Raw genomic sequence first — 25,749 nt, 5'->3', positions numbered from 1 at the left:
CGGCGATGTACCGGCCGAGTGAGGTTGCCCGGAGGCGTACGGCACCGGGCCTTAAGGTTGCCTTAAGGCCCGGATAATCCGCTCGGAGGGATGAACTCGCGTCAGGAGTGCATCCAGAAGAGGCGCTCAGAGAAATTCGGAAGACTCAGAGACTCAGAGACTCAGAGACTCAGAGGCTCAGAGGCTCCGAGGGCTCAGAGACTCGGAGGGCTCGGAAGCTCAGATGAACTTCGCCTTGCCGGGCCCCTCCTCGACGAAGCTCCGCATCCCGCGCTCGCGGTCCTCCGTGGCGAACAGGCCGGCGAACCAGTTCCGCTCGACCGTCAGCCCGGTGTCGATGTCCGTCTCCAGACCGGCGTCCACCGACTCCTTGGCCGCGCGCAGCGCCAGCGCCGGCCCCTTCGCCAGCCGCGCGGCCCAGGCGTGCGCCTGCTCGTACACTTCGGCCGCCGGAACCACCCGGTCCACCAGGCCGAGCGTCAGGGCCTCCTCGGCCTTGACCATGCGGCCGGTGAAGATGAGGTCCTTGGCCCGGGACGGGCCGATCAGCCGGGCCAGACGCTGGGTGCCGCCGGCGCCCGGGATCAGTCCGAGCAGGATCTCCGGCTGGCCGAGCTTGGCGTCGTCCGCGGCGATGCGGAAGTCGGCGCAGAGGGCCAGTTCGCAGCCGCCGCCGAGCGCGTAGCCGGTGACGGCCGCGACGACGGGCTTGGGGATGCGGGCGACGGCGGTGAAGGAGTCCTGGAGCGCCTTGGAACGCACGACCATCGCCGTGTGGTCCATCGCCTGCATCTCCTTGATGTCCGCACCGGCCGCGAACACCTTCTCGCCGCCGTAGAGGATCACCGCGCGCACGTCCTCGCGCCGGGTGGCCTCCTCGGCGAGCTCCCGCAGCCGGTCCTGGACGGCCACGTCCAAGGCGTTCATCGGCGGCCGGTCCAGCCGGATCGTCCCGACGTTGTCGCTTACTTCGAGGGTCACAGTCATGCAGGCAGGTTAACCACTGCTAACGCGGACGGACCCGGTGCCGTAGGTCACAGCACCGGGCCCGCCGGGATCGTACGGAGGAAGCGACGGCCGGGGCCTACTTCTTCCACTCCTCCCAGTCCATGTTCCAGCCGTTGAGGCCGTTGTCCGGCTGGATCTGCTTGTCCTTGGAGTTCTTGACGATGATCACGTCACCGATCAGCGTCCGTTCGTAGAACCAGGCCGCCGGGGTCTGGTTGTCGTAGCCGCCGCGCACATCGCGCAGACCGACACAGCCGTGGCTGGTGTTGGTGGTGCCGAAGATGGAGGACGCGCCCCAGTAGTTGCCGTGCAGGAAGGTGCCGGAGGTGGAGAGCCGCAGGGCGTGCGGGACGTCCTTGATGTCGTACTCGCCGCCGAAGCCGACGGTGTCGCCGTTCATCCGGGTCACCTTGAGCTTCTCGCTGACGACCATCTGACCGTTGTACGTGGTCGTCGCCGGAGCGCCCGCCGAGATCGGGATGTCCTTGATCTGCTTGCCGTCACGGACGACCTTCATCCGCTTCGTACCGGCGTCGACGGTGGAGACCTGACTGCGGCCGATGGTGAACGACACCGTCTTGGCTTGCTTGCCGTAGACGCCGGGCCGTCCCTCCACGCCGTCCAGGTGGAGCTCCACGGTCACCTTCGTACCGGGCTTCCAGTACTTCTCCGGGCGGAAGTCGAGGCGGTCGTTGCCGAACCAGTGGCCCTCGATCTCGACGGCCGGCTCGGCGGTGACCTTGATGGCCTTCTCCACCGCGGCCGGCTCGGTGATGCCGCGGGTGAAGTTGATGGAGACCGGCATGCCGACCCCGACGGTGGAGCCGTCCTCCGGCGTGTAGTGCCCGATGAAGGTGTTCTCCGGCACCAGCGTGGTGAAGGTGGTGTCCTTCGCCGACTCGCGGCCCTTCGCGTCCTTGGCGACCGCGTGGACCGCGTACTTGGTGGCGGCGGCGAGGTGCCGCTCGGGCACCCAGCTCGCGCCGTCGGCCGCGATCTCGCCCGCGACCTCGTGGCCCTTGGGGTCGGCGACCTTGACGGTGGTCAGCTTGCCCTGCGCGGCGGTGATCTTCAGCGCGCCGCTGGTCGCCACCGACCGCGCGCCGTCCTCCGGCGCGATGGTCACCACCGCCTGCGAGGCCGTGGTGTCCTCCGCCTTCGGGCCGCTCTTCCCGCCGCCCTTGCTTCCCGCTTCCGCGTCCCCGCCGCACGCCGTCACCAGCAACAGCATGGCGCCCAGCGCCAGAGCCAGAGGTCCCGATCCGCCGCGCCGCTTCCTGCCCGCCCCGGCCGATGCCCCCGATATCGGCTGCACGTTCACTGTGGTGTCTCCCCTCGCCGGGCCCGGCTCCCAAGCCACGGCCCGCATCCCCCGCGCGCTGCACGTACGCGCTCCACCGCAAGATAATCACACCGTTGGCGCGGTGGATCCCCTCCGGAATGTCACCGTTCCGTCCCAAGTGACGGAGAGAGCCGTGCAGGTGGGACGGGGTGTGGGCGCCCCGGGGGGCAGGGGCGCCGCACCCGGGGGTCAACGCGGGGCGGGGGCGTAGCGGCCGGGGTCTCAGCGCACCGCGGAGCCCGCCTTCCACTTCTTCCAGCCCGTGTTCCAGCCGCTGAGCCCGTTGTCCGGCGCGACCTTCCTGTCCTTCGAGTTGACGACCTCCACCACGTCCCCGATCAGCGTCCGGTCGAAGAACCAGCCGCCCGGCGTCGTCGCGCTGCCGCCCTTCGCGTCGCGCAGCCCGATACAGCCGTGGCTGACGTTCTCCTCGCCGAAGACCTCCTCATCGGCCCAGTAGTTGCCGTGCAGGAAGGTGCCGGAGGTGGTGAGCCGGATGGCGTGCGGGACGTCCTTGATGTCGTACTCGCCCTTGCCCTTCTTGTCCGTGAAGCCGACGGTGGCGCCGTTCATCCGGGTCACCTCGTGCATCTCGGAGACGACCATCTTCCCGTTGTACGTGGTCGTCTTCGGCGCTCCCGCCGTGATCGGGACCGTGCTGACCAGCTCACCGTCCCGGCGTACCTCCATGGTCTTGGCCTCCGCGTCGACCAGCGAGACCTGGGAGCGGCCGACGGTGAAGGTGACCGTCTTGTCCTGGCTGCCGTAGACCTTCGGCGCGCCTTCCACGTCCCGCAGCCCGATGTCCACGGTGACCTCGGTGCCGGGTTTCCAGTACGTACGCGGACGGAAGTCGAGGCGGTCCTTGCCGAACCAGTGGCCGACGACCTCCACCGCCGGTTTCGCCGTCACGCGGATGGCCTTCTGCACGGCCGCGCGGTCGGCGATGGGCCGGCTGAAGGAGAAGGAGACGATCATGCCGGTCCCGACGGTCGCCCGGTTCTCCGGTTTGAAGTAGCCGATGAAACGGTGTTCGGGAACGAGCGTGGTGAACGTGGCGTGGCGCGCCGAGCGCTGTCCGGACGCGTCCACCGCCACCGCGTCGACACTGTACTTCGCGGCCAGAGCGAGCCGGGCCGCGCCGTCCTCCGGGTTCCAGGAGAGGCCGTCGGCGGCGATGCGTCCGGCCACGGTCTGCTGCTGGGCGTCCTCGATCCGCATCACCTTGACGCTTTCCAGCCGGCCGTCCGGGATCTTGACGCGGATCGGAGTCGCCGCGTCGACCTCCTTGGCCCCGTCCTCCGGAAAGATGCTGATCACATCCTTGGAGGAGCCGGGTTTGCCGTTGAGCAGAGCCTCCCTCGTATCGGTGCATCCGGTCAGCAGGACCAGCACGGTGAGCAGTCCTGCCCATGTCAGCACGGCGGCCGAGCCCGCCCGTGCGCTCTTCGCTACGTGGTTCACGCTCCCCCAACGACCAGGGCCGGTCGGGGGAAACGTGAGTGCGGGGCCCGCGGTGGGCAGAACAGAGGGAAGGACTACCAGGAGAGGGCCGCGGCCGGGACGTCGCGCGCCCCCTTTCCGGTGCCCGTCCTCATGAGCCGCGGGAGGCGACACGGTGTCGAGCGCAGCCGAGCAGGAGGCAGTACAGGAACCGTCCGGGACGGTGGTGGAGCCCGGCGGGCCACCCGGGCGGGCCGCGCCCGTCACCGTGGTCACGGAGGTCACGGAGTTCACCGAAGCCGTACGCGCCGAGCCCCGCGCCCCGGCCGTCTGGCCCGGCGCGCCGATGCCGCTCGGGGCCCGCTTCCGGGTCGGTCCGGACGGGGTGGCGGGGACCAACTTCGCGCTCTGGGCGGGCGGGGCCGAGGCGGTCGAGGTGTGCCTCTTCGAGGAGGACGGCGCCGAGACCCGCTGCCCGCTCACCGAGCTGACGCACGAGATCTGGCACGGCTTCCTGCCAGGCGTCCGACCAGGTCAGCGGTACGGCTACCGCGTGCACGGCCGCTGGGACCCGTGGACCGGCGCCCGCTGGAACGCGGCCAAGCTGCTCCTGGACCCGTACGCCCGTGCCGTCGACGGCACGTTCACGCTGCCGCCCGAGGTGTACGGCCATATGAGGGACTGGCCGGAGCAGCATGTGGCCGACACCGTGCGCGACGAACGGGACTCGGCTCCGTACGTGCCCAAGGGTGTCGTCGTCCACGATGACGACGACTGGGTGGAGGACCGGCGCCCGAAGACGCCGTGGGCCGACACGGTCATCTACGAACTCCACGTACGCGGCTTCACCAAGCTCCACCCGGACATCCCGCCCGAGCTGCGCGGCACGTACGCCGGTCTCGCGCACCCGGCCGCGATCGACCATCTGACGCGGCTCGGAGTGACGGCCGTCGAACTGCTGCCGGTCCACCAGTTCGCGCACGAGGACCATCTGCTGCGGCGCGGGCTGCACAACTACTGGGGCTACAACTCCATCGGCTACTTCGCGCCGCACGCCGACTACTCCGCCTCCGGCACGGCCGGTCAGCAGGTCGGCGAGTTCAAGCGGATGGTGCACGCGCTGCACAGCGCCGGGATCGAGGTCATCCTCGACGTCGTCTACAACCACACCGCCGAGGCCGCCGAGCTCGGCCCGATGCTCTCGCTGCGCGGCATCGACAACCGCGGCTACTACCGCCTCCAGCACGATGCGCGCCGCTACGCCGACTACACCGGTTGCGGCAACACGCTGCACGTCGTCCAGCCCCAGGTGCTCCGGCTCATCACCGACTCGCTGCGCTACTGGGTCACCGAGATGGGCGTCGACGGCTTCCGCTTCGACCTGGCGGCGGCGCTGGCCCGCTCGATGCACGACGTCGACATGCTCTCGCCGTTCCTCGCCGTCATCGCCCAGGACCCGGTGCTGCGCCGGGTCAAGCTCATCGCGGAGCCGTGGGACGTCGGCAACGGCGGCTACCAGGTCGGCGCCTTTCCGCCGCTCTGGACCGAGTGGAACGACCGCTACCGCGACGCCGTACGCGACTTCTGGCGCGGCGCGCTCCCGGACGTACGCGACCTCGGCTACCGGCTGACCGGCTCCAGCGACCTGTACGCCTGGGGCGGCCGCCGGCCGTACGCCTCGGTCAACTTCGTCACCGCTCACGACGGCTTCACCCTGCGCGACCTGGTCTCCTACGAGCACAAGCACAACGAGGCCAACGGCGAGGGCAACCGGGACGGGACGAGCGACAACCGGGCGTGGAACTGCGGGGCCGAGGGCGAGAGCGACGATCCGGAGATCAACGCGCTCCGGCGCCGCCAGCTCCGCAACCTGCTCACCACACTGCTGCTCTCCACCGGAGTGCCGATGCTGGTGGCGGGCGACGAGATGGGCCGGACGCAAGGCGGCAACAACAACGCCTACTGCCAGGACAACGAGATCGGCTGGCTGGACTGGTCGCTGCTCGACCGGCCCGAGTGGCGGGAGCTGACCGAGCTGACGGCGCGCGTGCTGAAGCTGCGCCAGGCCCATCCGGTGCTGCGCCGCCGCGCGTTCTTCTCCGGCCGCGCGCAGGCGCCGGACGGCCTGCGGGACCTGGCGTGGTTCACGCGGGACGGCCGGGAGATGACGGAAGGCGACTGGTACGCGCCCGCCGCCACGCTCGGCCTCTACCTCTCGGGCCGCGACATCCCGGGCCGGGACGCACGCGGCGAGCCGGTGACCGACGACAGCTTCCTGGCGGTCCTGCACGCGGGCGCGGAACCGGTCGCCTTCGAGCTGCCGGGAGCGCCGTGGGCGGCGCGTTACGAGGTCGTCCTGGACACCTCCCGCGAGGACCAGGCCGAACCGCCGGGCACGGTCCTGGACGGCGGTACGGAGCTGAGCGTCCCGGGCCGCGCGGTGCTGCTGCTGCGGGTGGCCGCGTAAGGACCTCGGGAAGTCAGCCGAGGATGCCCCGGTCGTAGCCGACGGCCACGGCCGCGGCGCGGTCCTTGGTGCCGAGCTTGGCGAAGATGTGGGTGAGGTGGGTCTTCACGGTCGCCTCGCTGATGAAGAGTTCGGCCGCGATCTCCCGGTTCGTCGTGCCTCGCGCCACCAGCACCAGCACCTCGCGCTCGCGGGCGGAGAGGGCCGTGTCGGCGGGAGCGGTGGGCGTACGGACGCGGGTCATCAGGCGGGAGGCGACGGCCGGTGAGAGGACGCTGCGGCCGGCGGCGGCGGCCCGGACGGCGGCGAACAGTTCCTCGCGCGGGGCGTCCTTGAGCAGATAGCCGGTGGCGCCCGCCTCGATGGCGGGAAGCGTGTCGGAGTCGGTGTCGTACGTGGTCAGCACCAGGACCTTCGCGCGGGCGCCGCGCCGGGTCAGCTCGGCGATGGCCGCCACTCCGCCGCCACCGGGCATCCGCAGGTCCATCAGGACGACGTCCGGGTCGTGGTGTCCGACGACGGCGAGGGCGTCGACGCCGTTCGCCGCCTCGCCGAGGACCTCGAAGCCGGGTTCGGCGGCGAACATGCCGCGCAGGCCGTCGCGGACGACGGGGTGGTCGTCGACGAGGACGAGGGTGATGGCGGGGGTCTCGATCATGGCGCGAACCACCGTACGGCGATGTACGGCCGCCTGGCCAGGGGTTGTTCCGTACGGCGGACTTCGGCCGAGGGTCTCCGTACCGCCTCTTACGTCTGCCTGACCAGCGGGACCCGGGCCGAGACCGCCGTGCCGCCGCCCGGTTCCGACTCGACCTCCACCGTGCCCGCGATGCGCTCCGCGCGGGCCCGCATCCCGCCGAGGCCGAAGCCGCCGGTGCGGCTCGCCGGTGCGGGCGCCGCAAGGTCGAAGCCGCGGCCGTCGTCCCGTACGTCCAGGGTCAGTTCGTCGTCCATGAAGGAGAGCGTCACGCCGACCCGGGAGGCCGCGGCGTGGCGGCCCGCGTTGGCCAGGGCCTCGCCCGCGATGCGCAGGAGAGTGGCGGCGACCTCGTCGTGGACCGGTTCGGCGGTGCCGGTGACGGTGAAGTCGGCCCGGACACGGTGCTGTTCGGCCCAGGTGGCGACCGTCTTCTCCAGCGCGCCGGTGAGCTCGTCGTGCTCCAGGGCGACGGGGGCCAGGTTGTGGACGGAGCGGCGGGCCTCGCCGAGGCTGTGGCGGGCCAGGGCCGCGGCCCGGTCGAGGTGGGCGCGGGCGGTGGCCGGGTCGGTGTCGCGGGTGGAGGTGACGACCTGGAGCTGCGCGATGATCCCGGTCAGGCCCTGGGCGAGGGTGTCGTGGATCTCGGCGGCGAGCCGGCGCCGCTCGTCGTCGACGCCGGCCTCCCGTGCCTGGACGAGGAGTTGGGCGTGGAGAGCCGCGTTCTCCGCCATCGCCTCCTCCAGCCGGAGGTTGGTGCGCTCCAGCTCGGCGATGGTCTCGACCTGGATGCGGGCCTTCTCCTCCTCGCGCATCCCGACGTACCAGAAGAAGAGCGCGAGAGCCGCGTTGATCAGATAGAGCGCGCCGAAGGCGACCCAGTTCATCAGGGAGGCGGGCGGGAGGCCTCCGCTCTGCGAACCGGCCAGCGTGACGGCGGTGGTGAGCAGCCCGGCCCGGATGAACCGCTTGGGAAGCAAGGGCTCGACGTCGAAGTAGCCGAGGGCCGCGTAGATCGCGAAGAACGGGTTGAGCCAGGTGAGCGCGAAGGCGAGGACGGTCCGTGCGGTGTAGTAGACCGTCCCGGCCGTGGCTGCCGGAGCGGTACGCGGGCGGGTCCGGCCCCACCAGATCTGCAGCCCGTACGCGGCGGCGGCCAGGACCCCGGCCGCGTACATCTCGGTCCGGCTCATGATCTGGTCGGCGGCGACGCCTCCGACCAGGACGGAGAGCGTGAGGACGGCGTAGGGGCCGTACCGGTGGAACTGCTCCCAGCGGTCCTCGACGGTACGAGGCGCCGTCGCACCGGTCGGGTACGCCGGTCCGGTCGGGTACGCCGGTCCGGTCGGGCGCGTCGCCACGGACGGGCGCGGAGAGCTCGGCGGCAGCGTCATGCGCGCAGTCTGCCCCGGCCGCCCGCCGCCCGTCACGTGTCCCTGAGCCCCCACCTCACCGCCGCCCACCTCACTGCCACCGGAAGACGCGGCTCGCCGTGAAGCCGAGCGCCGCCGTCCACAGCGCGACGATCCCGAGGTACGCCCAGCTCGGCCAGTTTCCGGACGCGGCCTGGTCCAGGGTCTGCGAGGCGGCGCCGAACGGGGTGATCTCCACGATGCGGCGCAGGGGGTCGGGCATCGCCTGGACGGGCACCCAGACGCCGGCGGTGAACATCATGGCGAGGTAGGCGACCGAGCCGACTGCGGTGGCCGCCTTCGTCGTGCGGGAGAGGGCGCAGATCGTGGCGCCCATGGCCAGCACGGTGGCGACCGCGAGTAGCAGCGCCAGCGCGTAACCGGCCAGTTGGCCCGGCAGCGCGACCCCGTAGGCGAGGCGGCCGACCGTGATGACCAGGAGCGCCGAGCCGAGCGCGGCGGCGCCGTGCAGCGTGATCTGGGCGGTGAGGATGGCGGAGGGCCGGACCGGCGTGGTGGACATCCGGCGGAGGATGCCGCGTTCGCGGTAGGCGGTGAGGACCGGAGGCATCGCCTGGAGTCCGGCCATGATCATGGCGAGCAGGACCGCGATGGGGACGTAGAGGTCGATGACCCGGCGGCCGCCGAGGTCGTCCTGCGGCTCCTTGAAGGCCGGGACGAAGCCGAGGATCACCAGGAGGACGGCCGGGAAGGCCAGGATCCAGAAGAGGCTGCCGGGTTCGCGGAGGAAGAGGCGGGTCTCGGCGATCAGGACGGCGGCCATGGGACCGCGGCGGGCGGCGGATGCCTTCTTTTCCGTTGTACGGGTGGTGGTGGCGGATCCGGTGGCCGGTGCGATGGTGGCCCGGCCGTTGGAGGTCTCAGATGTCATCTCAGGCGTCCTGTCCGGTGAGGTCGAGGAAGGCTTCGTCGAGGCTGGTCTCGGTGATCCGCAGCCGCTGCGCGGTGACGCCGAGTTCGGCGAGCAGAGCGATGAGCGGCGTGACGGTGTCGTCGGTGGCGTGCAGGACGAGGACGCCGGCGGCGTCGGGCGGAGTCACCGAGGCGACGCCCGGCAGCGCGCCGAGCCGGTGCAGCTCGGGTCCGCTCGGCGGACGGGAAGGGACGAAGGAGATGACCGTGGAGCCGGTGGCCTGCCGGATCAGGCCGGCCGGCGTGTCCAGCGCGACGACCTTGCCCTGGTCGATGACGGCGATCCGGTCGCAGAGGCGCTGCGCCTCCTCCATGAAGTGGGTGACGAGCAGGACGGTCACGCCGCCGTCGCGGATCTCCTCGATGAGTTTCCAGGTGTCGCGGCGGGCGCGCGGGTCCAGGCCGGTGGTCAGCTCGTCGAGGACGACGACCTTCGGGTTGCCGATCAGGGCGAGCGCGATGAAGAGCCGCTGCTTCTGGCCGCCGGAGAGCTTGGCGAAGCGGGTGGTGAGCCGGTCGGAGAGGCCGAGCCGCTCGACGAGCGGCCGCCAGTCGGCAGGAGCCCGGTAAAAGCAGCTGTAGAGCTCCAGCGCCTCCCGTACGGTCAGTTTGGCCTGGAGCTCGCTCTCCTGGAGCTGCGCGCCGAGCAGCTGTGTCACGCGGTCATGGTCGGCGACGGGGTCGAGTCCGGCGACCTTGACCGTGCCGGCGTCCGGGATGCGCAGGCCTTCCACGCATTCCACGGTGGTGGTCTTGCCGGCGCCGTTGGGGCCGAGGATGCCGAAGATCTCGCCTTCCTCGACGGAGAAGGAGACGCCGTCCACCACAGGGCGGCCCGCGTAGGTCTTGCGTACCCCGGTGACTTCGATGATTGCCATGCCCCCAGGGTTCCGGCGGGCGGCGGCGGGCGGTATCCGTCATCACGCTCGACACTCCATCAACCGATCGGCTGACCCGGGCGTACGACCTCGGGACGCGGTGGGCTCCGGCCGAAAATCGGAGGCCTGATGTCAGTGGTGAAACGTACAGTCGGTTCTGATGCCCGAAAAGCCTGCAGAGCACACGGACCGGTCCGCCGTGCGCTCCCTCCTGCGTCTGTGGCCTTATGTCCGCCCGGTACGGGTCCGCCTGTTCACCGCCGCCTTCGTGGCGATCGTGGCGTCCTGTCTGTCGCTGGTGATCCCGCTGATCCTGAAGTGGATGGTGGACGGTCCGGTCGCGGACCGGGATCCGGGCGGTGTCTGGCTGGGCGCGCTGTACCTGCTGCTGCTCGGCATCGCGGAGGCGGTGCTGTTCGGGTTCCGGCGGTGGCTGGTGGCGCGGCCGCTGGCCGGCGTCGAGGCGTCGATGCGGGCCGACCTCTACCGCCATCTGCAGCGGCTGCCGGTGGCCTTCCACGACCGGTGGCCCTCGGGCCAGCTGCTGTCGCGCGGGACGACGGACCTGATGCTGCTGCGGATGTTCCTGGCGTTCCCGCTGACCTTCCTGGTCGTCAACGCGGCGACGATCCTGGTCGGTTTCGTCATCCTCTTCGCGCAGGACTGGTCGCTCGGGCTGGTGCTGCTGGCGCCGGCGGTGCCGCTGATCATCCTGTGCTCGGTGTTCGAGACGAAGTACTCGCTGGTGGCGCGGAATGCGCAGGACCAGGTCGGTGATCTGACCACGGTCGTCGAGGAGAGCGTGCTCGGCATCCGGATCGTCAAAGGCTTCGGCCGCCACCGCAGCCAGGCGAAGGCCTTCAAGGCGCTGTCGCAGCGGCTGCGCTCCACGGAGCTGGGCAAGGCGCGGCTGCTCGCCGGGATCTGGGCGCTCATCACCACCATCCCGGAGCTGGCGATCGGCGCGGCGCTGGTGCTCGGCACGATCCAGGTGGCGGACGGTTCGCTCTCGGCGGGCACGCTGGTCGCGTTCCTCTCGACGGCGCTGGCGCTGCGGTGGCCGGTGGAGTCGATCGGGTTCCTGCTGGCGATGAGCCAGGAGGCGGCGACCGCGACCGACCGGTACTTCGAGGTGATGGACGCGGCGGAGGAGGAAGGCGCGGCGGCCGGCCGCGCGGGTGCACCGGACGCGCCCGCCGGGCTGGTGTTCGAGGGCGTGGAGTTCCGCTACCCGGACGCGGAGCCGGGCTCGCCGCCGGTCCTGGCCCGGCTCGACCTGCGGGTGCGGCCCGGCGAGACGATGGCCCTGGTGGGCGGTACGGGCTCCGGCAAGACGACGCTCACCGCGCTGGTCCCCCGGCTGCACGAGGTGACCGGCGGGCGGATCACGCTGGACGGTGAGGACATCGCCGCCATGGAGCGCTCGCGGCTGCGGGAGCTGGTGTCGGTGGCGTTCGAGGAGCCGACGCTGTTCTCCGCGACGGTCGGCGAGAACGTGCGGATGGGCGCCGAGGGCGCGGACGAGGAGCAGGTGCGGCGGGCGCTCGCGGTGGCGCAGGCCGACTTCGTCCACGCGCTGCCGAAGGGCCTGGACACGGAGGTCGGCGAGCAGGGCCTGAGCCTCTCCGGCGGCCAGCGCCAACGCCTGGCCCTGGCCCGTGCGGTGGTGGGCCGGCCGCGCTTCCTGGTGCTGGACGACCCGCTCTCGGCGCTCGACGTGCACACGGAGACGCTGGTGGAGGCGGCGCTGCGCCAGGTGCTGGAGGAGACCACGGCGGTGGTGGTGGCGCACCGGCCCTCGACGGTGATGCTGGCGGACCGGGTGGCGCTGCTGTCCGGTGGCCGGATCACGGCGGTGGGCACGCATCAGGAGCTGCTGCGGTCGAACGCGGAGTACGCGTGGCTGATGTCGGGCGCGGAGCCGGGCGCGGGTGGCCCGGGGACGGCGTCATCCGGCGAAGAGCCCGTCGCCACGGCCTCCGGCCTCGTCACCGCCAAGGCCACCGCCACCGCCCAGCAGGTCCCCGCCGAGGAGGGCACCCGATGACCACGACCACCGACGACTCCGCGCGCACCGCTTCCGGCGGCGGTGACGGTGACCGCGACGACGGCCGGCCGGAGCCCGGCAAGCTCGCGACCACCACGGCGCAGCCGCCCGGCGACCCCTTCGACCAGGACGACCTGCCGGCGCCGCGCGGCGCGACCCGGGCGCTCCTGTTCTCGCTGCTGCGGCCGATGCGCGGCCGGGTGGCGGTCGCCGCGCTGCTACTGGTGCTCCAGCAGGCGGCGGTGCAGGCCGGTCCGCTGCTGGTGGCGTACGCGATCGACAGCGGGGTCCCGGCGTTCCGGGACCACGACTACGGGCCGCTGATCGCGGTGGCGGTCGGCTACCTGCTCTGTTCGGTCGGCGCGGGTGTGCTCCAGTACGCGTTCATCCGCGGCTCGGCCCGTATCAACCAGAACGCGCTGCTCGACCTGCGCGGCCGGATCTTCCGCCACGCCCAGGCGCTGAGCGTGGACTTCCACGAGCGCTACACCTCGGGGCGGCTGATCTCGCGGTCCACCACGGACGTCGAATCGCTCCAGGAGCTGCTGAGCGAGGGGCTCCAGGAGCTGATCACGGTCGTCCTCTCCTTCGTGTCGATCGGGCTGGTGCTGCTCTGGCTGGACCTCGGCATCGGCGGCATCGCCGTGCTCTCCTTCGTACCGCTGTATCTGCTGGTACGGCTCTACCGGCGGCGCGCGGCCGCCGTGTACGGCGCCAGGTCCACGGCGATCGCCTCCGTGATCGTCAAGTTCGCGGAGACCATGAACGGCATCCGGCCGGTCCAGGCGTTCCGCCGGGAGCGGTCCAACGACGCCGCGTTCGCCTCGCTCAACCACGTCCACGAGCGGCGCAACGGTGACGCGCTGCTGGAGATGGCCCGCTATGTGATCGGCTCGCGGCTGGTGGCGAACACGGCGGTCGCCGGGATGGTCCTGTGGGGCGCCTACCGAGTGGCGGACGGGACGCTGGCGCTCGGCGTGCTGGCGGCGGCGGTGCTGTATCTGCGCCGGCTCTACGACCCGATCGACCGGCTCGGGATGTTCCTCAACTCCTACCAGTCGGCGGCGGCCTCGCTGGAGAAGATCGCGGGCCTGCTGGCCCAGTCCCCGACGGTCCCGGTCCCGGCGGACCCGAAGGAGCTGCCCGCCCGCTCCGGCGACCTGCCGGGCCGCGAGGTCGTCTTCGACGGCGTGCGGTTCGCCTACCGTACGGGCGGCGAGGTGCTGCCCACCTTCGACCTGCGCATCGCGGCGGGCCGTACGGTGGCGGTCGTCGGCTCGACGGGCGCGGGCAAGTCGACGCTGGCCAAGCTGCTGGCCCGGTTCTACGACCCGACCGACGGCCGGGTCCTGCTGGACGGCGTGGACCTGCGGCACCTGTCCACGGCCGAGCTGCGCAAGGGCGTGGTGATGGTGACGCAGGAGGCGTTCCTGTTCTCCGGGACGGTGGCGGAGAACATCGCGATCGGCCGCCCGGACGCCACGTCCGGCGAGATCGAGCGGGCGGCGAAGGCGATCGGCGCGCACGACTTCATCGCCGCACTGCCGGAGGGCTACGACACCGACGTACGCAAGCGAGGCGGCCGGATCTCGGCGGGCCAGCGCCAGTTGGTCGCCTTCGCCCGCGCACTGCTCGCGGACCCGGCGGTACTGATCCTGGACGAGGCGACCAGCTCCTTGGACATCCCGGGCGAGCGGGCGGTGCAGCGCGCCATGGACACGGTCCTGCACGGCCGCACGGCGGTGGTCATCGCCCACCGCCTCTCCACCGTGGAGATCGCGGACCGGGTGCTGGTGATGGAGGACGGCCGCATCGTGGAGGACGGCGCGCCGGCCGAACTGATCGGCGGGACGGGGCGGTTCGCGGGGCTGCACCGGACGTGGAAGGACAGCCTGGTCTAGAAGCCGTCCGCCGACGGCCTCCTACGGCCGAGGGGTCGTCGCCCGCATCGCGTGAGGGCGACGACGCCTCGTGGAAGGCCGGAGTCACCACCGCACAGGTGCGCCCCCTGCCCGGGCGAGGGCAAGGGGCGCGTTCACATCCCGTACGTACGTCAGGCGGTGGCACCAACCTTGCGGCGGCGGCCCAGCGCGAAGACGACACCGGCGCCGGCGAGGATCGCCACGCCGCCGATGGTCGCGATGACCGGCAGATCGGAGTCCGAGCCGGTCTGGGCGAGGGTGCCCTCGGGCTTGATCTCGGTGTTGCCGACGGGCTTGACCGGGACCGGCCTCTTGCCGCCCGTCTGCGGCTCGGCCTCGTCGGGCTCGCCCGCGTCGGTACCGGCGGCGAGGACGTCGAAATCGTAGTACCGGTCACCCTCGGAGTAGACGCAGTTGCCCTCCTCGTCGGCGTAGAGGCCGATGGCGAGGGCGTAGGCGATGCCCTTGGGCGCCTTCTTGTCGACGCTGAGGCGCAGGTCGATCGAGAAGGACTCCTTGGCGCGGATGCCGGTATAGCCGATGTAGCCGGCGACCTCGTCGTCCTGGTCGGGAGAGATGTCCGTCCAGACACCGGTCTCGGGGTTCTTGAACTGGACCGTGAGGTGGCCGGTGGCCTCCTGCCCGCTCTCGACGTCGATCAGCCCGGCGAAGAGGCCGAGGTCGACCCGCTGGTAGGCCTTGTCGCCCTTGTTCTCCACGTTCAGCTCGAAGCCGTGGAAGCCGCTGCCGGCGACGATCCTGGAGGGCAGGCCGGAGAGCGAGGTGTGCAGGTTCTTGTCGAACTTCGACTCGTCCGCGTCATTGCAGCTGTCGCTGGGCGCGGTGACCGACGGCGATGGGGTGGGCGGCGTGGTGGAGGGGGCCGGAACCTTCTCTTCGGGCTTCTCCTCCTCCTGCTTCTCCTCCTCGCCCGCGGGCTTCTCCTGCTCCTCCTCGGCCGGAGGCTTCTCCTCGCCTTCCTCGGCGGCGGGCTTCTCCTGCTCGGGGGCGGGAGCGGTCTCCGTCTCCTCCTCGGCGGCGGGCGTCCCGGGCTCCTCCGACGCGATGGCGCTCTCGGTCGCCTCCGGAGTGGGGCCCGGGGTCGCGAAGGCGGCCGGGGACGAGAGCAGGGTGACCGGGGCGAGTACAGCGGTCGCTGCTGCGACGGCCAGAGCGCGGCGGATCTTCATGGGGCGAGGTCCTCTGGGGAGTCCGAGGGCCGCTGCGACGGCCCGAAGGCTGGGAGGGCCGTCCGGTTTCGAAAGTGAAGAGGAGACACGGGTGAGGCCAATGGGTGTGACTGCCTCGGATGGTGAAGGGTTGTACCGACAGGCGGCAGAACTACGTCCCGACCCGGGACGCGGTGCTGCGGGCGGTGGCCGAGCGCTGTCTGGAGGAGTACGCCGCACTCACCGCCGAGGCCGCCTCGGGAGCCGGACCGGCCGACCGCGACGAGCTGACCGCCTTCTTCCGTACGCTCCTGGAGAACGTCGCCGGACCCGGCCGGCCGCGCCTCCTCGCCTACCTGGAGCTCCAGGCCGAGGCGGCCCGGCGGCCCTGGCTCTCCGCTCTCCTGGATCCGATGGCGAGCGGCGACTTTGCCGGGTTCGAGGCGGCGCAGCGCTCCGCCGGACTGCCTGTCACCCGCCGACGGGCCGCCACCGTCACGCTCGCGCTGCACGCGGCGATCCCGCAGCTGCTGGGAGGCGGCCCGGACACGCTGGCGGCGGCGGGCCTGGACGACCTGGACCGGTTCGACAGAGGACTCCTGGACGCGGTGTACCCGGCGGACGCGACACCGGCCTGAGCGCACCGAGAGGACCGACTCGCGGACCGCACCCTTCCGCTGGTGGGATCTGGCCAGAACCCGACCCTGTCTCACCAGGTGGGCGGTAACCGCTTCCGGGCGCGCCGTCCGCCTGTGCGCCGGACGTACCGAACCTGTGCCCACCCTGTGAATACAGGCCTTCCCACGCTCCGGCAACACTGCGGTAATGATCGGCGAAACGTCCGCTTAACGAACATGACCTTTCTGGCAACGAACGAATTCCGGCCAAGTTATTGACGCGCTCCTGACAGGCCTACGCATCTGCTGACACTCTTCACCCCGTTCTGCGCACCGCCTGCACCGAACCGGACGGCTCATCCAGCGCCGCCGGTAACCCCCCTCGCAGAAGGAGTCCGCGTGAGATCCACGCCCAGCCGTCGCGCCACCGCGACCGGCGCTCTGATAGCCGCAGCAGCCATGATCGCCGTCGGACTGCAGTCCGGCTCCGCCACCGCCACCCCGACCTCGGCCGCCCCGGCCGGCGGGATCACCGCCGGCACGAAGGCCGACCCGGGCTCACTCCCCGCCAAGCTCTCGCCGGCCCAGCGCGCCGCGCTCCTCAGTGAGGCCGACGCCACCAAGGCGGCCACCGCCAAGGAGCTCGGGCTCGGCGCCTCGGAGAAGCTCGTCGTCCGCGATGTCGTCCAGGACCGGGACGGCACCACGCACACCCGCTACGAGCGCACCCTCGACGGGCTCCCCGTCCTCGGCGGCGACCTGGTGGTCCAGGAGACCACGGCCGGCAAGACCCTCAGCGTCACCAAGGCGTCGAAGGCGACCACCGCGCAGCTGAAGGCCGTCGGCCTCGACCCCGACGTGGCCCCGGCCGCCGCCGAGAAGCAGGCGCTCGGTGCGGCGAAGACCGAGGGCTCGAAGGCGACGAAGGCGGAGAAGGCGCCGCGCAAGGTCGTCTGGCTCGGCAGCGGCTCTCCGCAGCTCGCCTACGAGACGGTGGTCGGCGGACTCCAGCACGACGGCACCCCGAACGAGCTGCACGTCATCACCGACGCGGCCACCGGCGAGAAGCTCTACGAGTGGCAGGCCGTCCACAACGGGACCGGCAACACCCAGTACAGCGGCCAGGTGACGCTGGGCACCGCGCCCTCGTACACGCTGACCGACACCGCGCGCGGCAGCCACAAGACGTACAACCTGAACCGGGGCACCTCCGGCACCGGCACGCTCTTCACCAACTCCACCGACGTGTGGGGCAACGGCACTCCGCAGAACCTGGAGACGGCCGGCGCCGACGCGCACTACGGCGCCGCGCTGACCTGGGACTACTACAAGAACGTGCACGGCCGCAACGGCCTGCGCGGCGACGGTGTCGGCGCGTACTCCCGCGTCCACTACGGCAACAACTACGTCAACGCCTTCTGGCAGGACAGCTGCTTCTGCATGACGTACGGCGACGGTGCCGGCAACGCCAAGCCGCTGACCTCCATCGACGTGGCCGCCCACGAGATGACCCACGGCCTGACCTCGGTCACCGCCAAGCTGGTCTACAGCGGTGAGTCCGGCGGCCTCAACGAGGCGACGTCCGACATCTTCGCCGCCGCCGTCGAGTTCCACGCCAACAACGCCCAGGACCCGGGCGACTACCTGGTCGGCGAGAAGATCGACATCCGTGGCAACGGCACGCCGCTGCGCTACATGGACAAGCCGAGCAAGGACGGCAGCTCCAAGGACGCCTGGTACTCCGGCATCGGCAGCATCGACGTGCACTACTCCTCGGGCCCGGCCAACCACTGGTACTACCTGCTCTCCGAGGGCAGTGGCGCCAAGACCGTCAACGGCGTCAGCTACGACTCGCCGACCTCCGACGGACTGCCGGTCACCGGCATCGGCCGGGACAAGGCCTCGCTGATCTGGTTCAAGGCGCTCACCACCAAGTTCACCTCGTCGACCAACTACGCCGCCGCCCGCACCGGCACGCTCGCGGTCGCCAGTGAGCTGTACGGCGCCACCAGCCCCGAGTACGCGGCCGTGGCGCACGCCTGGGCCGGTGTCAACGTCGGCGCCCGTCCCGGTGGCGGCAACCCCGACCCGGGCGGCAAGGTCTTCGAGAACAACACCGTCGTGAACATCCCGGACGCGGGCGCGGCCGTCACCAGCGCGGTCAACGTCACCGGCATCACCGGCAACGCTCCGAGCACCCTCAAGGTGGACGTGAACATCACGCACACCTACCGCGGTGACCTGGTCATCGACCTGGTGGCCCCGGACGGCTCCGCGTACCGGCTGAAGAACTCCTCCAGCGACTCCGCGGACAACGTGGTGGCGACCTACACGGTCAACGCCTCGTCCGAGGTGGCCAACGGGCAGTGGAAGCTGAGGGTCCAGGACGTCGCACGGGCGGACACCGGCCGGATCAACAGCTTCAAGCTCACCTTCTGATCCACCACGTCACACCGCTCCACCACACCGAACGGCCCGGCAGGGGTTCTGCTCCCCTGCCGGGCCGTTCGCCACGTCGCCGTACAAGGCGCGCTCAGCGCATCAGCACGCCCGCGCCCTCTCCCGTAGCCTCGTTCGGCACCGCGAGCAGGCCCAACTCGGCACCGGAGGCCAGCAGTTCGTGCGAGGGCAGGACGCGCACGGTGTAGCCGTACGGTCCCGTCCGGTCCAGCGCGAGCGGGCCCTCGTACAGCCAGCGGTCCTCCAGGTCATGGCCGCCCGCCGGCTTCAGCGGGAAGACCTGGGCGTCCGCGATGGCGTCGGCCGAGTCGACCCGGCCCGCCACCACCTGGACCTCGACGTCGTCCGGATCCAGGCCGCCGAGCGCGATCCGCACCCGCAGCGACAGCGTCGCCCCGAGCTCCGCCGAGCCGCCCGCCACGGTGCCGGTGACCGACTCCACATGGTCGACGGAGACTTCCGGCCAGGCTGCCCGGACCTTCGCCTTCCACCGGGCCAGATCCTGCGCCACCGCCGGGCCGAGCGCCCGCCGGGCCTGCGCGGCCGGTGCGTAGAGCCGCTCCACGTACTCACGCACCATCCGACCCGCGAGCACCTTCGGCCCCAGGTTGACCAGGGTCGAGCGGACCATCTCGATCCACCGGTCCGGCAGGTCCGTGGCGCCCCGGTCGTAGAAGCGCGGCGCGACCCGGTCCTCGATCAAGGCGTACAGCGCGTTCGACTCCAGCTCGTCGCGCCGGTCCTCGTCGACCGCCGAACCGTCGGCGGTCGGGATCTCCCAGCCGAAGTCCGGCTCGAACCACTCGTCCCACCAGCCGTCGCGCACCGAGAGGTTGAGGCAGCCGTTGAGCGCCGCCTTCATCCCGCTCGTGCCGCACGCCTCCAGCGGGCGCAGCGGGTTGTTGAGCCAGACGTCGCAGCCCGGATAGAGCTTCTGCGCCATGCCCATGCCGTAGTCCGGCAGGAAGACGATGCGGTGGCGCACGCGCGGATCGTCGGCGAACCGCACCAGCTCCTGGACCAGCCGCTTGCCGCCGTCGTCGGCCGGGTGGGCCTTGCCGGCGACGACGATCTGGATCGGGTGCGTCGGGTGCAGGAGGAGCTCCCGCAGCCGGTCGCGGTCGCGCAGCATCAACGTGAGGCGCTTGTACGACGGGACGCGGCGGGCGAAGCCGATGGTGAGGACGTCCGGGTCGAGGACGCCGTCGATCCAGCCCAGCTCGGCGGTGCCGGCGCCGCGCCGCCGCCAGGAGGCGTACAGGCGGCGGCGGACCTCGGTGACCAGCTGGCCGCGCAGCTCGCGGCGCAGCTCCCAGATCTCCTGGTCGCCGATGCCGCTGACCGCGTCCCAGCGGCGCGGGGCTCCGGTCCGCTGCTCGGAGGGGTCGCCGTCCATCGGTCCGCCGGCCAGCACCTGGTGGGCGCGGCCGGTGCCGACCTGTCCGGCGCCGAGGCGGAAGACCTCCGGAGCGACCCAGGTCGGGGCGTGGACGCCGTTGGTGACCGAGGTGATCGGCACGTCGGCCGGATCGAAGCCCGGCCAGAGCCCGGAGAACATCTCCCGGCTGACGGCTCCGTGGAGCGTGGAGACGCCGTTGGCGCGCTGGGCGAGCCGGAGACCCATCACCGCCATGTTGAACAGCTCGGGCTCGCCGCCCGGGTAGGTCTCCCGGCCGAGCGGCAGGATCTTCTCCACGGGTACGCCGCTCAGCTCGCCGTCGTCGCCGAAGTGGCGGGCGATCAGCTGCCGGTCGAAACGGTCTATCCCCGCGGGCACCGGGGTGTGGGTGGTGAAGACGGTTCCGGCGCGGACCACTTCGAGCGCCGCGTCGAAGCCGAGGCCGTCGGCGGCCAGTTCGCGGATGCGCTCCAGGCCGAGGAAGCCGGCGTGGCCCTCGTTGGTGTGGAACACCTCCGGCTCCGGAGTCCGGGTGAGTTGGCACCAGGTGCGCACGGCGCGCACGCCGCCGATGCCGAGCAGCATCTCCTGGAGGAGGCGGTGGTCGCTGCCGCCGCCGTAGAGCCGGTCGGTGACATCGCGTTCGCCCGGCGCGTTCTCCTCGACGTCGGAGTCGAGCAGGAGGAGCGGGACGCGGCCGACCCGGGCCAGCCAGATGCAGGCGTGCAGCGAACGCCCGCCCGGGAGGGCCAGCACCACTCGGGCCGGAGTGCCGTCGGCCTCGCGGACCAGGTCGAGCGGGAGCTCGTTGGGGTCGAGGACCGGATAGTGCTCCTGCTGCCAGCCCTCGCGGGAGAGGCTCTGGCGGAAGTAGCCGTGCCGGTAGAGCAGGCCGACGCCGATGAGCGGGACGCCCAGGTCGCTGGCGGCCTTGAGGTGGTCACCGGCGAGGATGCCGAGGCCGCCGCTGTACTGCGGCAGTGCGGCGGTGACGCCGAACTCGGGTGAGAAGTAGGCGATGGCGGAGGGAAGTTCGGCGCCGGAGGCCTGCTGTTCCTGGTACCAGCGGGGGCCGTCCAGATACTCCTTGAGGTCGGCGGAGGCCTCGGCCAGGCGGCCCAGGTACTCCTCGTCCCGGCCCAGTTCGGCCAGGCGTCCGGCGGTCAGGGAGCCGAGCAGCCGTACGGGGTCGGCGTCCGCGGGCCGCCACGCCTCGGGGTCGGCGGACCGGAACAGCTCGCGGGTCTCGGTGTGCCACGACCAGCGCAGGTTGCGCGCGAGGTCGTGGAGGGGTCGGAGGGGTTCGGGGAGGACAGGACGCACGGTGAATCGACGAATGGCCTTCACGTACTCCACCTTTACAGGGGACTTGCGCATCCGAGGGGACGCACCACGGTGTGCGTCCTTTCCGTCACCCCTGACGGTAGCGGCCGTCCGTGGCGGCCTGCCACGGCGCGCGGACGGCTCACCGGAGCCGAGGACGGCCCGCGCGCGCCGCCCACATGAGCCCCACGCGCACTGCGCACCCTCTTCCACCTCATCCTTCACCTGCGGGTTTGGCCGATTTCCTTCCCGTACGCAGCCTTGTGGACCTTCCTGACACAGGGAAGGCTGCCGTGTGGCGCCGCAGAGCGGGTATCCGGAACCTGTGAGGGCGCTTCGGTCTCCCGTACGCCGTGGGGCGCACGCCGGGCGCCACCGGACCCTGACCCGTACCTGACCGAGCGGTTACGACCGAGTAGTTAACACGGCGCCGGATTTCCCGGGAGCGAACGTGGGGAAGGCTTTCCCGGTGCGCCCCAGGTTTCTTCCCGGCACCTCCCTCTACGCAGCACGACCCGGCCCGCACACCCTCCCCGGCGCATCCGAAACATGCGCGAAACCCCCGCGACCCATCCATTCGAGTGCCATTCGAGTGAACGCGGACAGGAGCGGCCATGCCCACAGCCCGTCAGCCGACAGCTGAGCAGCTACAAAGGACAGATTCCCATCTTCGCGGCACGCGCGGTCGGTCCTCCGCGTCCGTGCCGTCACTCCCGCACACCGAGCTCCTCCAGCCCCCAGGTGATTTCATGATCGGTCGTATTCCCGTCCTGGACGTCCGTCCCCTCGTCGACTGCGGCAGACGGCCGGCGAAGGCGGTCGTCGGTGAGACCTTCCAGGTCACCGCCACCGTCTTCCGCGAAGGCCATGACGCGGTGGCGGCCAATGTCGTCCTGCGCGATCCGAGCGGACGGGTGGGACCGTGGACCCCGATGCGTGAGCTGGCGCCGGGCACCGACCGGTGGGGCGCGGAGATCACGCCGGACTCCGAAGGCCGCTGGACGTACACCGTGGAGGCGTGGAGCGATCCGGTCGCCACCTGGCGCCACCACGCGGCGATCAAGATCCCGGCGGGCATCGACACGGATCTGGTGCTGGCGGAGGGCGCGGCGCTGCTGGAGCGGGCCGCGGCCGGCGTACCGAAGAAGAACGGCCGCGAGGCGGTGCTCGCCGCCGTGGACGCGCTGCGCGACGCCGGGCACTCACCGGCCGCACGGCTGGCCGCCGCCTGGACCCCGGCCGCCGAGGCCGTCCTCGGCCGGCACCCGCTGCGTGAACTGGTCACCCGCGCCAAGCCGCTTGCGGTGCGTGTGGAGCGCGAGCGGGCGCTGTACGGCTCCTGGTACGAGCTGTTCCCGCGCTCGGAAGGCGCGAAGCGGGTGCCGGTGGATCCGGCCGACACCTCGCCGGACGCCGAGACCCGGCTGGCCAGCGGCACGTTCCGGACGGCGGCCGAGCGGCTGCCGGCGGTCGCCGCCATGGGGTTCGATGTCGTGTACCTGCCTCCGATCCATCCGATCGGGACGACCCACCGCAAGGGCCCGAACAACACGCTGACGCCCGGTGAGCACGATCCGGGCGTGCCGTGGGCGATCGGTTCGCCGGACGGCGGCCACGACGCGATCCATCCGGAGCTGGGCACGCTGAAGGACTTCGACCACTTCGTCGAGGTGGCCCGCAACCTGCGGATGGAGATCGCGCTGGACTTCGCGCTCCAGTGCTCGCCGGACCATCCATGGGTCAAGGACCACCCGGACTGGTTCCACCACCGGTCCGACGGCTCGATCGCGTACGCCGAGAATCCGCCGAAGAAGTACCAGGACATCTATCCGATCGCCTTCGACAAGGACATGCGCGGTCTGGTGGCGGAGACGTCACGGATCCTGCGCTTCTGGATGGACCACGGCGTACGTATCTTCCGCGTCGACAACCCGCACACCAAGCCGGTGGTGTTCTGGGAGAAGGTGATCGCGGAGATCAACGGCACCGACCCCGATGTCATCTTCCTGGCGGAGGCGTTCACCCGCCCGGCGATGATGCACACGCTGGGCGCGGTCGGGTTCCAGCAGTCGTACACGTACTTCACCTGGCGGAACACCAAGCAGGAGCTGACCGAGTACGTCACGGAGCTGTCCGGCGAGACCGCCTCGTACATGCGACCCAACTTCTTCGTGAACACTCCGGACATCCTGCCGGGCTACCTCCAGCACGGCGGCCGCCCGGCCTTCGAGGCCCGGGCCGTACTCGCCGCCACCCTCTCCCCGGCCTGGGGCGTCTATGCGGGATTCGAGCTGTGCGAGAACACTCCGGCCAAGCCGGGGAGCGAGGAGTACCTGCACTCGGAGAAGTACGAACTGCGCCCGAGGGACTGGGAGTCGGCGGAGCGCGAGGGCCGCACGCTGACGCCCCTGATCACCTCGCTGAACCGGATCCGACGTCGCAACCCCGCGCTCCAGCAGCTGCGCGAGGTCCACTTCCACCACGCCGACAACGACTCGCTGATCGTCTACAGCAAGCGTTCCGGTTCGAACACCGTTCTGGTGGTCGTGAACCTCGACCCTCACCACACCCAGGAGGCCACGGTCTCGTTGGACATGGAGCGGCTCGGCCTCCAGGGGCATGAGCGCGTACCGGTGCGCGACGAGCTCACCGGCGACACCTATCACTGGGGCAGGGCCTTCTATGTGCGCCTGGAGCCGGGCATCACGCCCGCGCACATCGCCGTCCTGCGACCGTCCCCGCCGACCGGAGGGTCACCCACACCATGATCGTCAATGAGCCTGTCCACGACACGTTCGAGGACACACCCGCCAAGGACCGTGATCCCGACTGGTTCAAGCGCGCCGTCTTCTACGAGGTGCTCGTCCGGTCCTTCCAGGACTCCAACGGCGACGGAATCGGCGACCTCAAGGGCATCACCGCCAAGCTGGACTACCTCCAGTGGCTCGGTGTCGACTGCCTCTGGCTGCCGCCGTTCTTCAAGTCGCCGCTGCGCGACGGCGGTTACGACGTCTCCGACTACACCGCCGTGCTGCCGGAGTTCGGCGACCTCGCCGACTTCGTGGAGTTCGTGGACGCCTCGCACCAACGGGGCATGCGCGTCATCATCGACTTCGTCATGAACCACACGAGCGACCAGCACGAGTGGTTCCAGCAGTCCCGCACCGACCCGGACGGGCCGTACGGCGACTACTACGTCTGGGCCGACGACGACAAGCAGTTCCAGGACGCCCGGATCATCTTCGTCGACACCGAGACGTCCAACTGGACCTTCGACCCGGTCCGCAAGCAGTACTACTGGCACCGCTTCTTCTCGCACCAGCCGGACCTCAACTACGAGAACCCGGCGGTCCAGGAGGAGATCCTCGCGGCCCTGCGGTTCTGGCTGGACCTCGGCATCGACGGCTTCCGGGTCGACGCGGTGCCCTACCTCTACCAGCGCGAGGGCACCAACTGCGAGAACCTCCCCGAGACCCACCACTTCCTGAAGCGGGTCCGCAAGGAGATCGACGCCAACTACCCGGACACCGTGCTCCTCGCCGAGGCCAACCAGTGGCCGGAGGACGTCGTCGACTACTTCGGCGACTACGAGGCCGGCGGCGACGAGTGCCACATGGCGTTCCACTTCCCGGTCATGCCGCGCATCTTCATGGCCGTGCGCCGCGAGAGCCGCTACCCGGTCTCCGAAATCCTGGCGAAGACCCCGGCGATCCCGAAGAACTGCCAGTGGGGCATCTTCCTGCGCAACCATGACGAGCTGACCCTCGAAATGGTCACGGACGAAGAGCGCGACTACATGTACGCGGAGTACGCCAAGGACCCGCGGATGCGCGCCAACATCGGCATCCGCCGGCGCCTGGCCCCGCTGCTGGACAACGACCGCAACCAGATCGAGCTGTTCACCGCGCTGCTGCTGTCGCTGCCCGGCTCCCCGATCCTCTACTACGGGGACGAGATCGGGATGGGCGACAACATCTGGCTGGGCGACCGGGACGCGGTCCGCACGCCGATGCAGTGGACGCCCGACCGCAACGCCGGGTTCTCCTCCAGCGACCCGGGACGGCTCTACCTGCCCACGATCATGGACCCGGTCTACGGCTACCAGGTCACCAACGTGGAAGCGTCGATGGCCTCGCCGTCCTCGCTGCTGCACTGGACGCGGCGGATGATCGAGATCCGCAAGCAGAATCCGGCCTTCGGGCTCGGCGAGTACACCGAGCTGCCGTCCTCCAACCCGGCGGTGCTGGCGTTCACCCGCGAGTACAAGGACGACCTCGTCCTGTGCGTGCACAACTTCTCGCGGTTCGCGCAGCCGACGGAACTCGACCTGCGATCGTTCAACGGACGTCATCCGGTGGAATTGATCGGCGGGGTACGCTTCCCGGCCATCGGCCAGTGGCCCTACCTGCTGACACTGGCCGGACACGGCTTCTACTGGTTCCGGCTGCGCAAGGACGCGCCGCCGGCCTGATGCGTTCGCGACCCGTGCGGGACGGTTTCCGCCGTCCCGCACGGGGCACCCGTCCGGTACCGGGCCCTCCCGGCCCAGCGCTCCACGGTTCGGCCGTTCGAGTCCGTAAGCACCTTCCTCTCCCGACACGTCCCGCACAGCCGGACAGCCATTGCCGCAAT

16 protein-coding genes are annotated in these 25,749 nt (G+C 70.9%); 7 read left to right on the top strand and 9 right to left on the bottom strand.

Annotated elements, in window-relative coordinates; genetic code table 11:
• Positions 1-219: 219 nt before the first annotated feature.
• From ABZ267_RS03710 to ABZ267_RS03700, 3 genes are all read right to left on the bottom strand, one after another.
• Complete coding sequence (locus tag ABZ267_RS03710) at positions 220-987, bottom strand: enoyl-CoA hydratase-related protein (protein WP_356748144.1); 768 nt, start codon at positions 985-987, stop codon at positions 220-222.
• A 97-nt stretch (positions 988-1,084) separates the two neighbouring features.
• Positions 1,085-2,329: an Ig-like domain-containing protein gene (locus tag ABZ267_RS03705; protein WP_356748142.1), complete on the bottom strand. Its 1,245-nt coding sequence runs from the start codon at positions 2,327-2,329 to the stop codon at positions 1,085-1,087.
• Positions 2,330-2,572: 243 nt separating this feature from the next.
• Entirely contained in the window at positions 2,573-3,814 is a 1,242-nt protein-coding gene (locus ABZ267_RS03700) for an Ig-like domain-containing protein (protein ID WP_356748140.1), read from the bottom strand.
• A 247-nt stretch (positions 3,815-4,061) separates the two neighbouring features.
• On the opposite strand from ABZ267_RS03700, the gene glgX reads away from it, so the two are divergent.
• Entirely contained in the window at positions 4,062-6,260 is a 2,199-nt protein-coding gene (glgX, locus tag ABZ267_RS03695; protein WP_356748365.1) for a glycogen debranching protein GlgX, read from the top strand.
• A 13-nt stretch (positions 6,261-6,273) separates the two neighbouring features.
• Here glgX and ABZ267_RS03690 read toward each other — a convergent pair whose 3' ends face one another.
• The 4 genes from ABZ267_RS03690 to ABZ267_RS03675 form a co-directional block, all read right to left on the bottom strand.
• The gene (locus tag ABZ267_RS03690; protein WP_356748138.1) at positions 6,274-6,918 is read right to left on the bottom strand and encodes a response regulator transcription factor; all 645 of its coding nucleotides are present in this window, start codon (positions 6,916-6,918) and stop codon (positions 6,274-6,276) included.
• 89 nt (positions 6,919-7,007) lie between these two features.
• Positions 7,008-8,351, bottom strand: coding sequence for a sensor histidine kinase (locus ABZ267_RS03685; RefSeq protein ID WP_356748136.1), 1,344 nt, complete (start codon positions 8,349-8,351; stop codon positions 7,008-7,010).
• Between the two features lie 70 nt (positions 8,352-8,421).
• Positions 8,422-9,153, bottom strand: coding sequence for an ABC transporter permease (locus ABZ267_RS03680; RefSeq protein WP_356748363.1), 732 nt, complete (start codon positions 9,151-9,153; stop codon positions 8,422-8,424).
• A gap of 109 nt (positions 9,154-9,262) precedes the next feature.
• Positions 9,263-10,180, bottom strand: coding sequence for an ABC transporter ATP-binding protein (locus ABZ267_RS03675; protein WP_356748134.1), 918 nt, complete (start codon positions 10,178-10,180; stop codon positions 9,263-9,265).
• A gap of 160 nt (positions 10,181-10,340) precedes the next feature.
• On the opposite strand from ABZ267_RS03675, the gene ABZ267_RS03670 reads away from it, so the two are divergent.
• Positions 10,341-12,227 carry an ABC transporter ATP-binding protein gene (locus tag ABZ267_RS03670; protein WP_356748132.1) on the top strand — a complete coding sequence of 629 codons (1,887 nt, stop codon included), beginning with the start codon at positions 10,341-10,343 and terminating at the stop codon, positions 12,225-12,227.
• Complete coding sequence (locus ABZ267_RS03665) at positions 12,224-14,128, top strand: ABC transporter ATP-binding protein (RefSeq protein ID WP_356748130.1); 1,905 nt, start codon at positions 12,224-12,226, stop codon at positions 14,126-14,128. Before ABZ267_RS03670 ends, ABZ267_RS03665 begins: the two co-directional genes overlap by 4 nt.
• 152 nt (positions 14,129-14,280) lie before the next feature.
• Here ABZ267_RS03665 and ABZ267_RS03660 read toward each other — a convergent pair whose 3' ends face one another.
• The gene (locus tag ABZ267_RS03660; protein WP_356748128.1) at positions 14,281-15,339 is read right to left on the bottom strand and encodes an LPXTG cell wall anchor domain-containing protein; all 1,059 of its coding nucleotides are present in this window, start codon (positions 15,337-15,339) and stop codon (positions 14,281-14,283) included.
• Between the two features lie 119 nt (positions 15,340-15,458).
• Here ABZ267_RS03660 and ABZ267_RS03655 point away from each other — a divergent pair, with 119 nt between their 5' ends.
• Both ABZ267_RS03655 and ABZ267_RS03650 read left to right on the top strand, forming a co-directional pair.
• On the top strand, positions 15,459-15,956 hold the full coding sequence (locus tag ABZ267_RS03655; RefSeq protein WP_356748127.1) for a TetR/AcrR family transcriptional regulator: 498 nt from the start codon (positions 15,459-15,461) through the stop codon (positions 15,954-15,956).
• A 378-nt stretch (positions 15,957-16,334) separates the two neighbouring features.
• Complete coding sequence (locus tag ABZ267_RS03650) at positions 16,335-18,374, top strand: M4 family metallopeptidase (protein WP_356748125.1); 2,040 nt, start codon at positions 16,335-16,337, stop codon at positions 18,372-18,374.
• A gap of 94 nt (positions 18,375-18,468) precedes the next feature.
• Here ABZ267_RS03650 and glgP read toward each other — a convergent pair whose 3' ends face one another.
• Positions 18,469-21,141 (bottom strand): alpha-glucan family phosphorylase, encoded by a 2,673-nt coding sequence (glgP, locus tag ABZ267_RS03645; RefSeq protein ID WP_356748123.1) that lies wholly within the window; start codon positions 21,139-21,141, stop codon positions 18,469-18,471.
• A 725-nt stretch (positions 21,142-21,866) separates the two neighbouring features.
• On the opposite strand from glgP, the gene ABZ267_RS03640 reads away from it, so the two are divergent.
• Both ABZ267_RS03640 and treS read left to right on the top strand, forming a co-directional pair.
• On the top strand, positions 21,867-23,885 hold the full coding sequence (locus ABZ267_RS03640) for an alpha-1,4-glucan--maltose-1-phosphate maltosyltransferase (protein WP_356748121.1): 2,019 nt from the start codon (positions 21,867-21,869) through the stop codon (positions 23,883-23,885).
• On the top strand, positions 23,882-25,588 hold the full coding sequence (gene treS / locus ABZ267_RS03635) for a maltose alpha-D-glucosyltransferase (protein WP_128851048.1): 1,707 nt from the start codon (positions 23,882-23,884) through the stop codon (positions 25,586-25,588). The genes ABZ267_RS03640 and treS overlap by 4 nt, the downstream gene beginning before the upstream one ends.
• Positions 25,589-25,749: the final 161 nt, after the last annotated feature.

Origin of the sequence: Streptomyces sp. NPDC006174 (genome assembly GCF_040614075.1) — a bacterium.
In the GTDB taxonomy this organism is placed as follows: Bacteria; Actinomycetota; Actinomycetes; order Streptomycetales; family Streptomycetaceae; genus Streptomyces.
This window is presented reverse-complemented; position numbering and strand designations above follow the sequence as displayed.

Coding starts and splice junctions, on each gene's coding strand:
- ABZ267_RS03710 (WP_356748144.1), bottom strand. CDS start 987: ATGACTGTGACCCTCGAAGTAAGCGACAACGTCGGGACGATCCGGCTG.
- ABZ267_RS03690 (WP_356748138.1), bottom strand. CDS start 6,918: ATGATCGAGACCCCCGCCATCACCCTCGTCCTCGTCGACGACCACCCC.
- ABZ267_RS03685 (WP_356748136.1), bottom strand. CDS start 8,351: ATGACGCTGCCGCCGAGCTCTCCGCGCCCGTCCGTGGCGACGCGCCCG.
- ABZ267_RS03680 (WP_356748363.1), bottom strand. CDS start 9,153: ATGGCCGCCGTCCTGATCGCCGAGACCCGCCTCTTCCTCCGCGAACCC.
- ABZ267_RS03675 (WP_356748134.1), bottom strand. CDS start 10,180: ATGGCAATCATCGAAGTCACCGGGGTACGCAAGACCTACGCGGGCCGC.
- ABZ267_RS03670 (WP_356748132.1), top strand. CDS start 10,341: ATGCCCGAAAAGCCTGCAGAGCACACGGACCGGTCCGCCGTGCGCTCC.
- ABZ267_RS03665 (WP_356748130.1), top strand. CDS start 12,224: ATGACCACGACCACCGACGACTCCGCGCGCACCGCTTCCGGCGGCGGT.
- ABZ267_RS03660 (WP_356748128.1), bottom strand. CDS start 15,339: ATGAAGATCCGCCGCGCTCTGGCCGTCGCAGCAGCGACCGCTGTACTC.
- ABZ267_RS03655 (WP_356748127.1), top strand. CDS start 15,459: ATGGTGAAGGGTTGTACCGACAGGCGGCAGAACTACGTCCCGACCCGG.
- ABZ267_RS03640 (WP_356748121.1), top strand. CDS start 21,867: ATGATCGGTCGTATTCCCGTCCTGGACGTCCGTCCCCTCGTCGACTGC.
- treS (WP_128851048.1), top strand. CDS start 23,882: ATGATCGTCAATGAGCCTGTCCACGACACGTTCGAGGACACACCCGCC.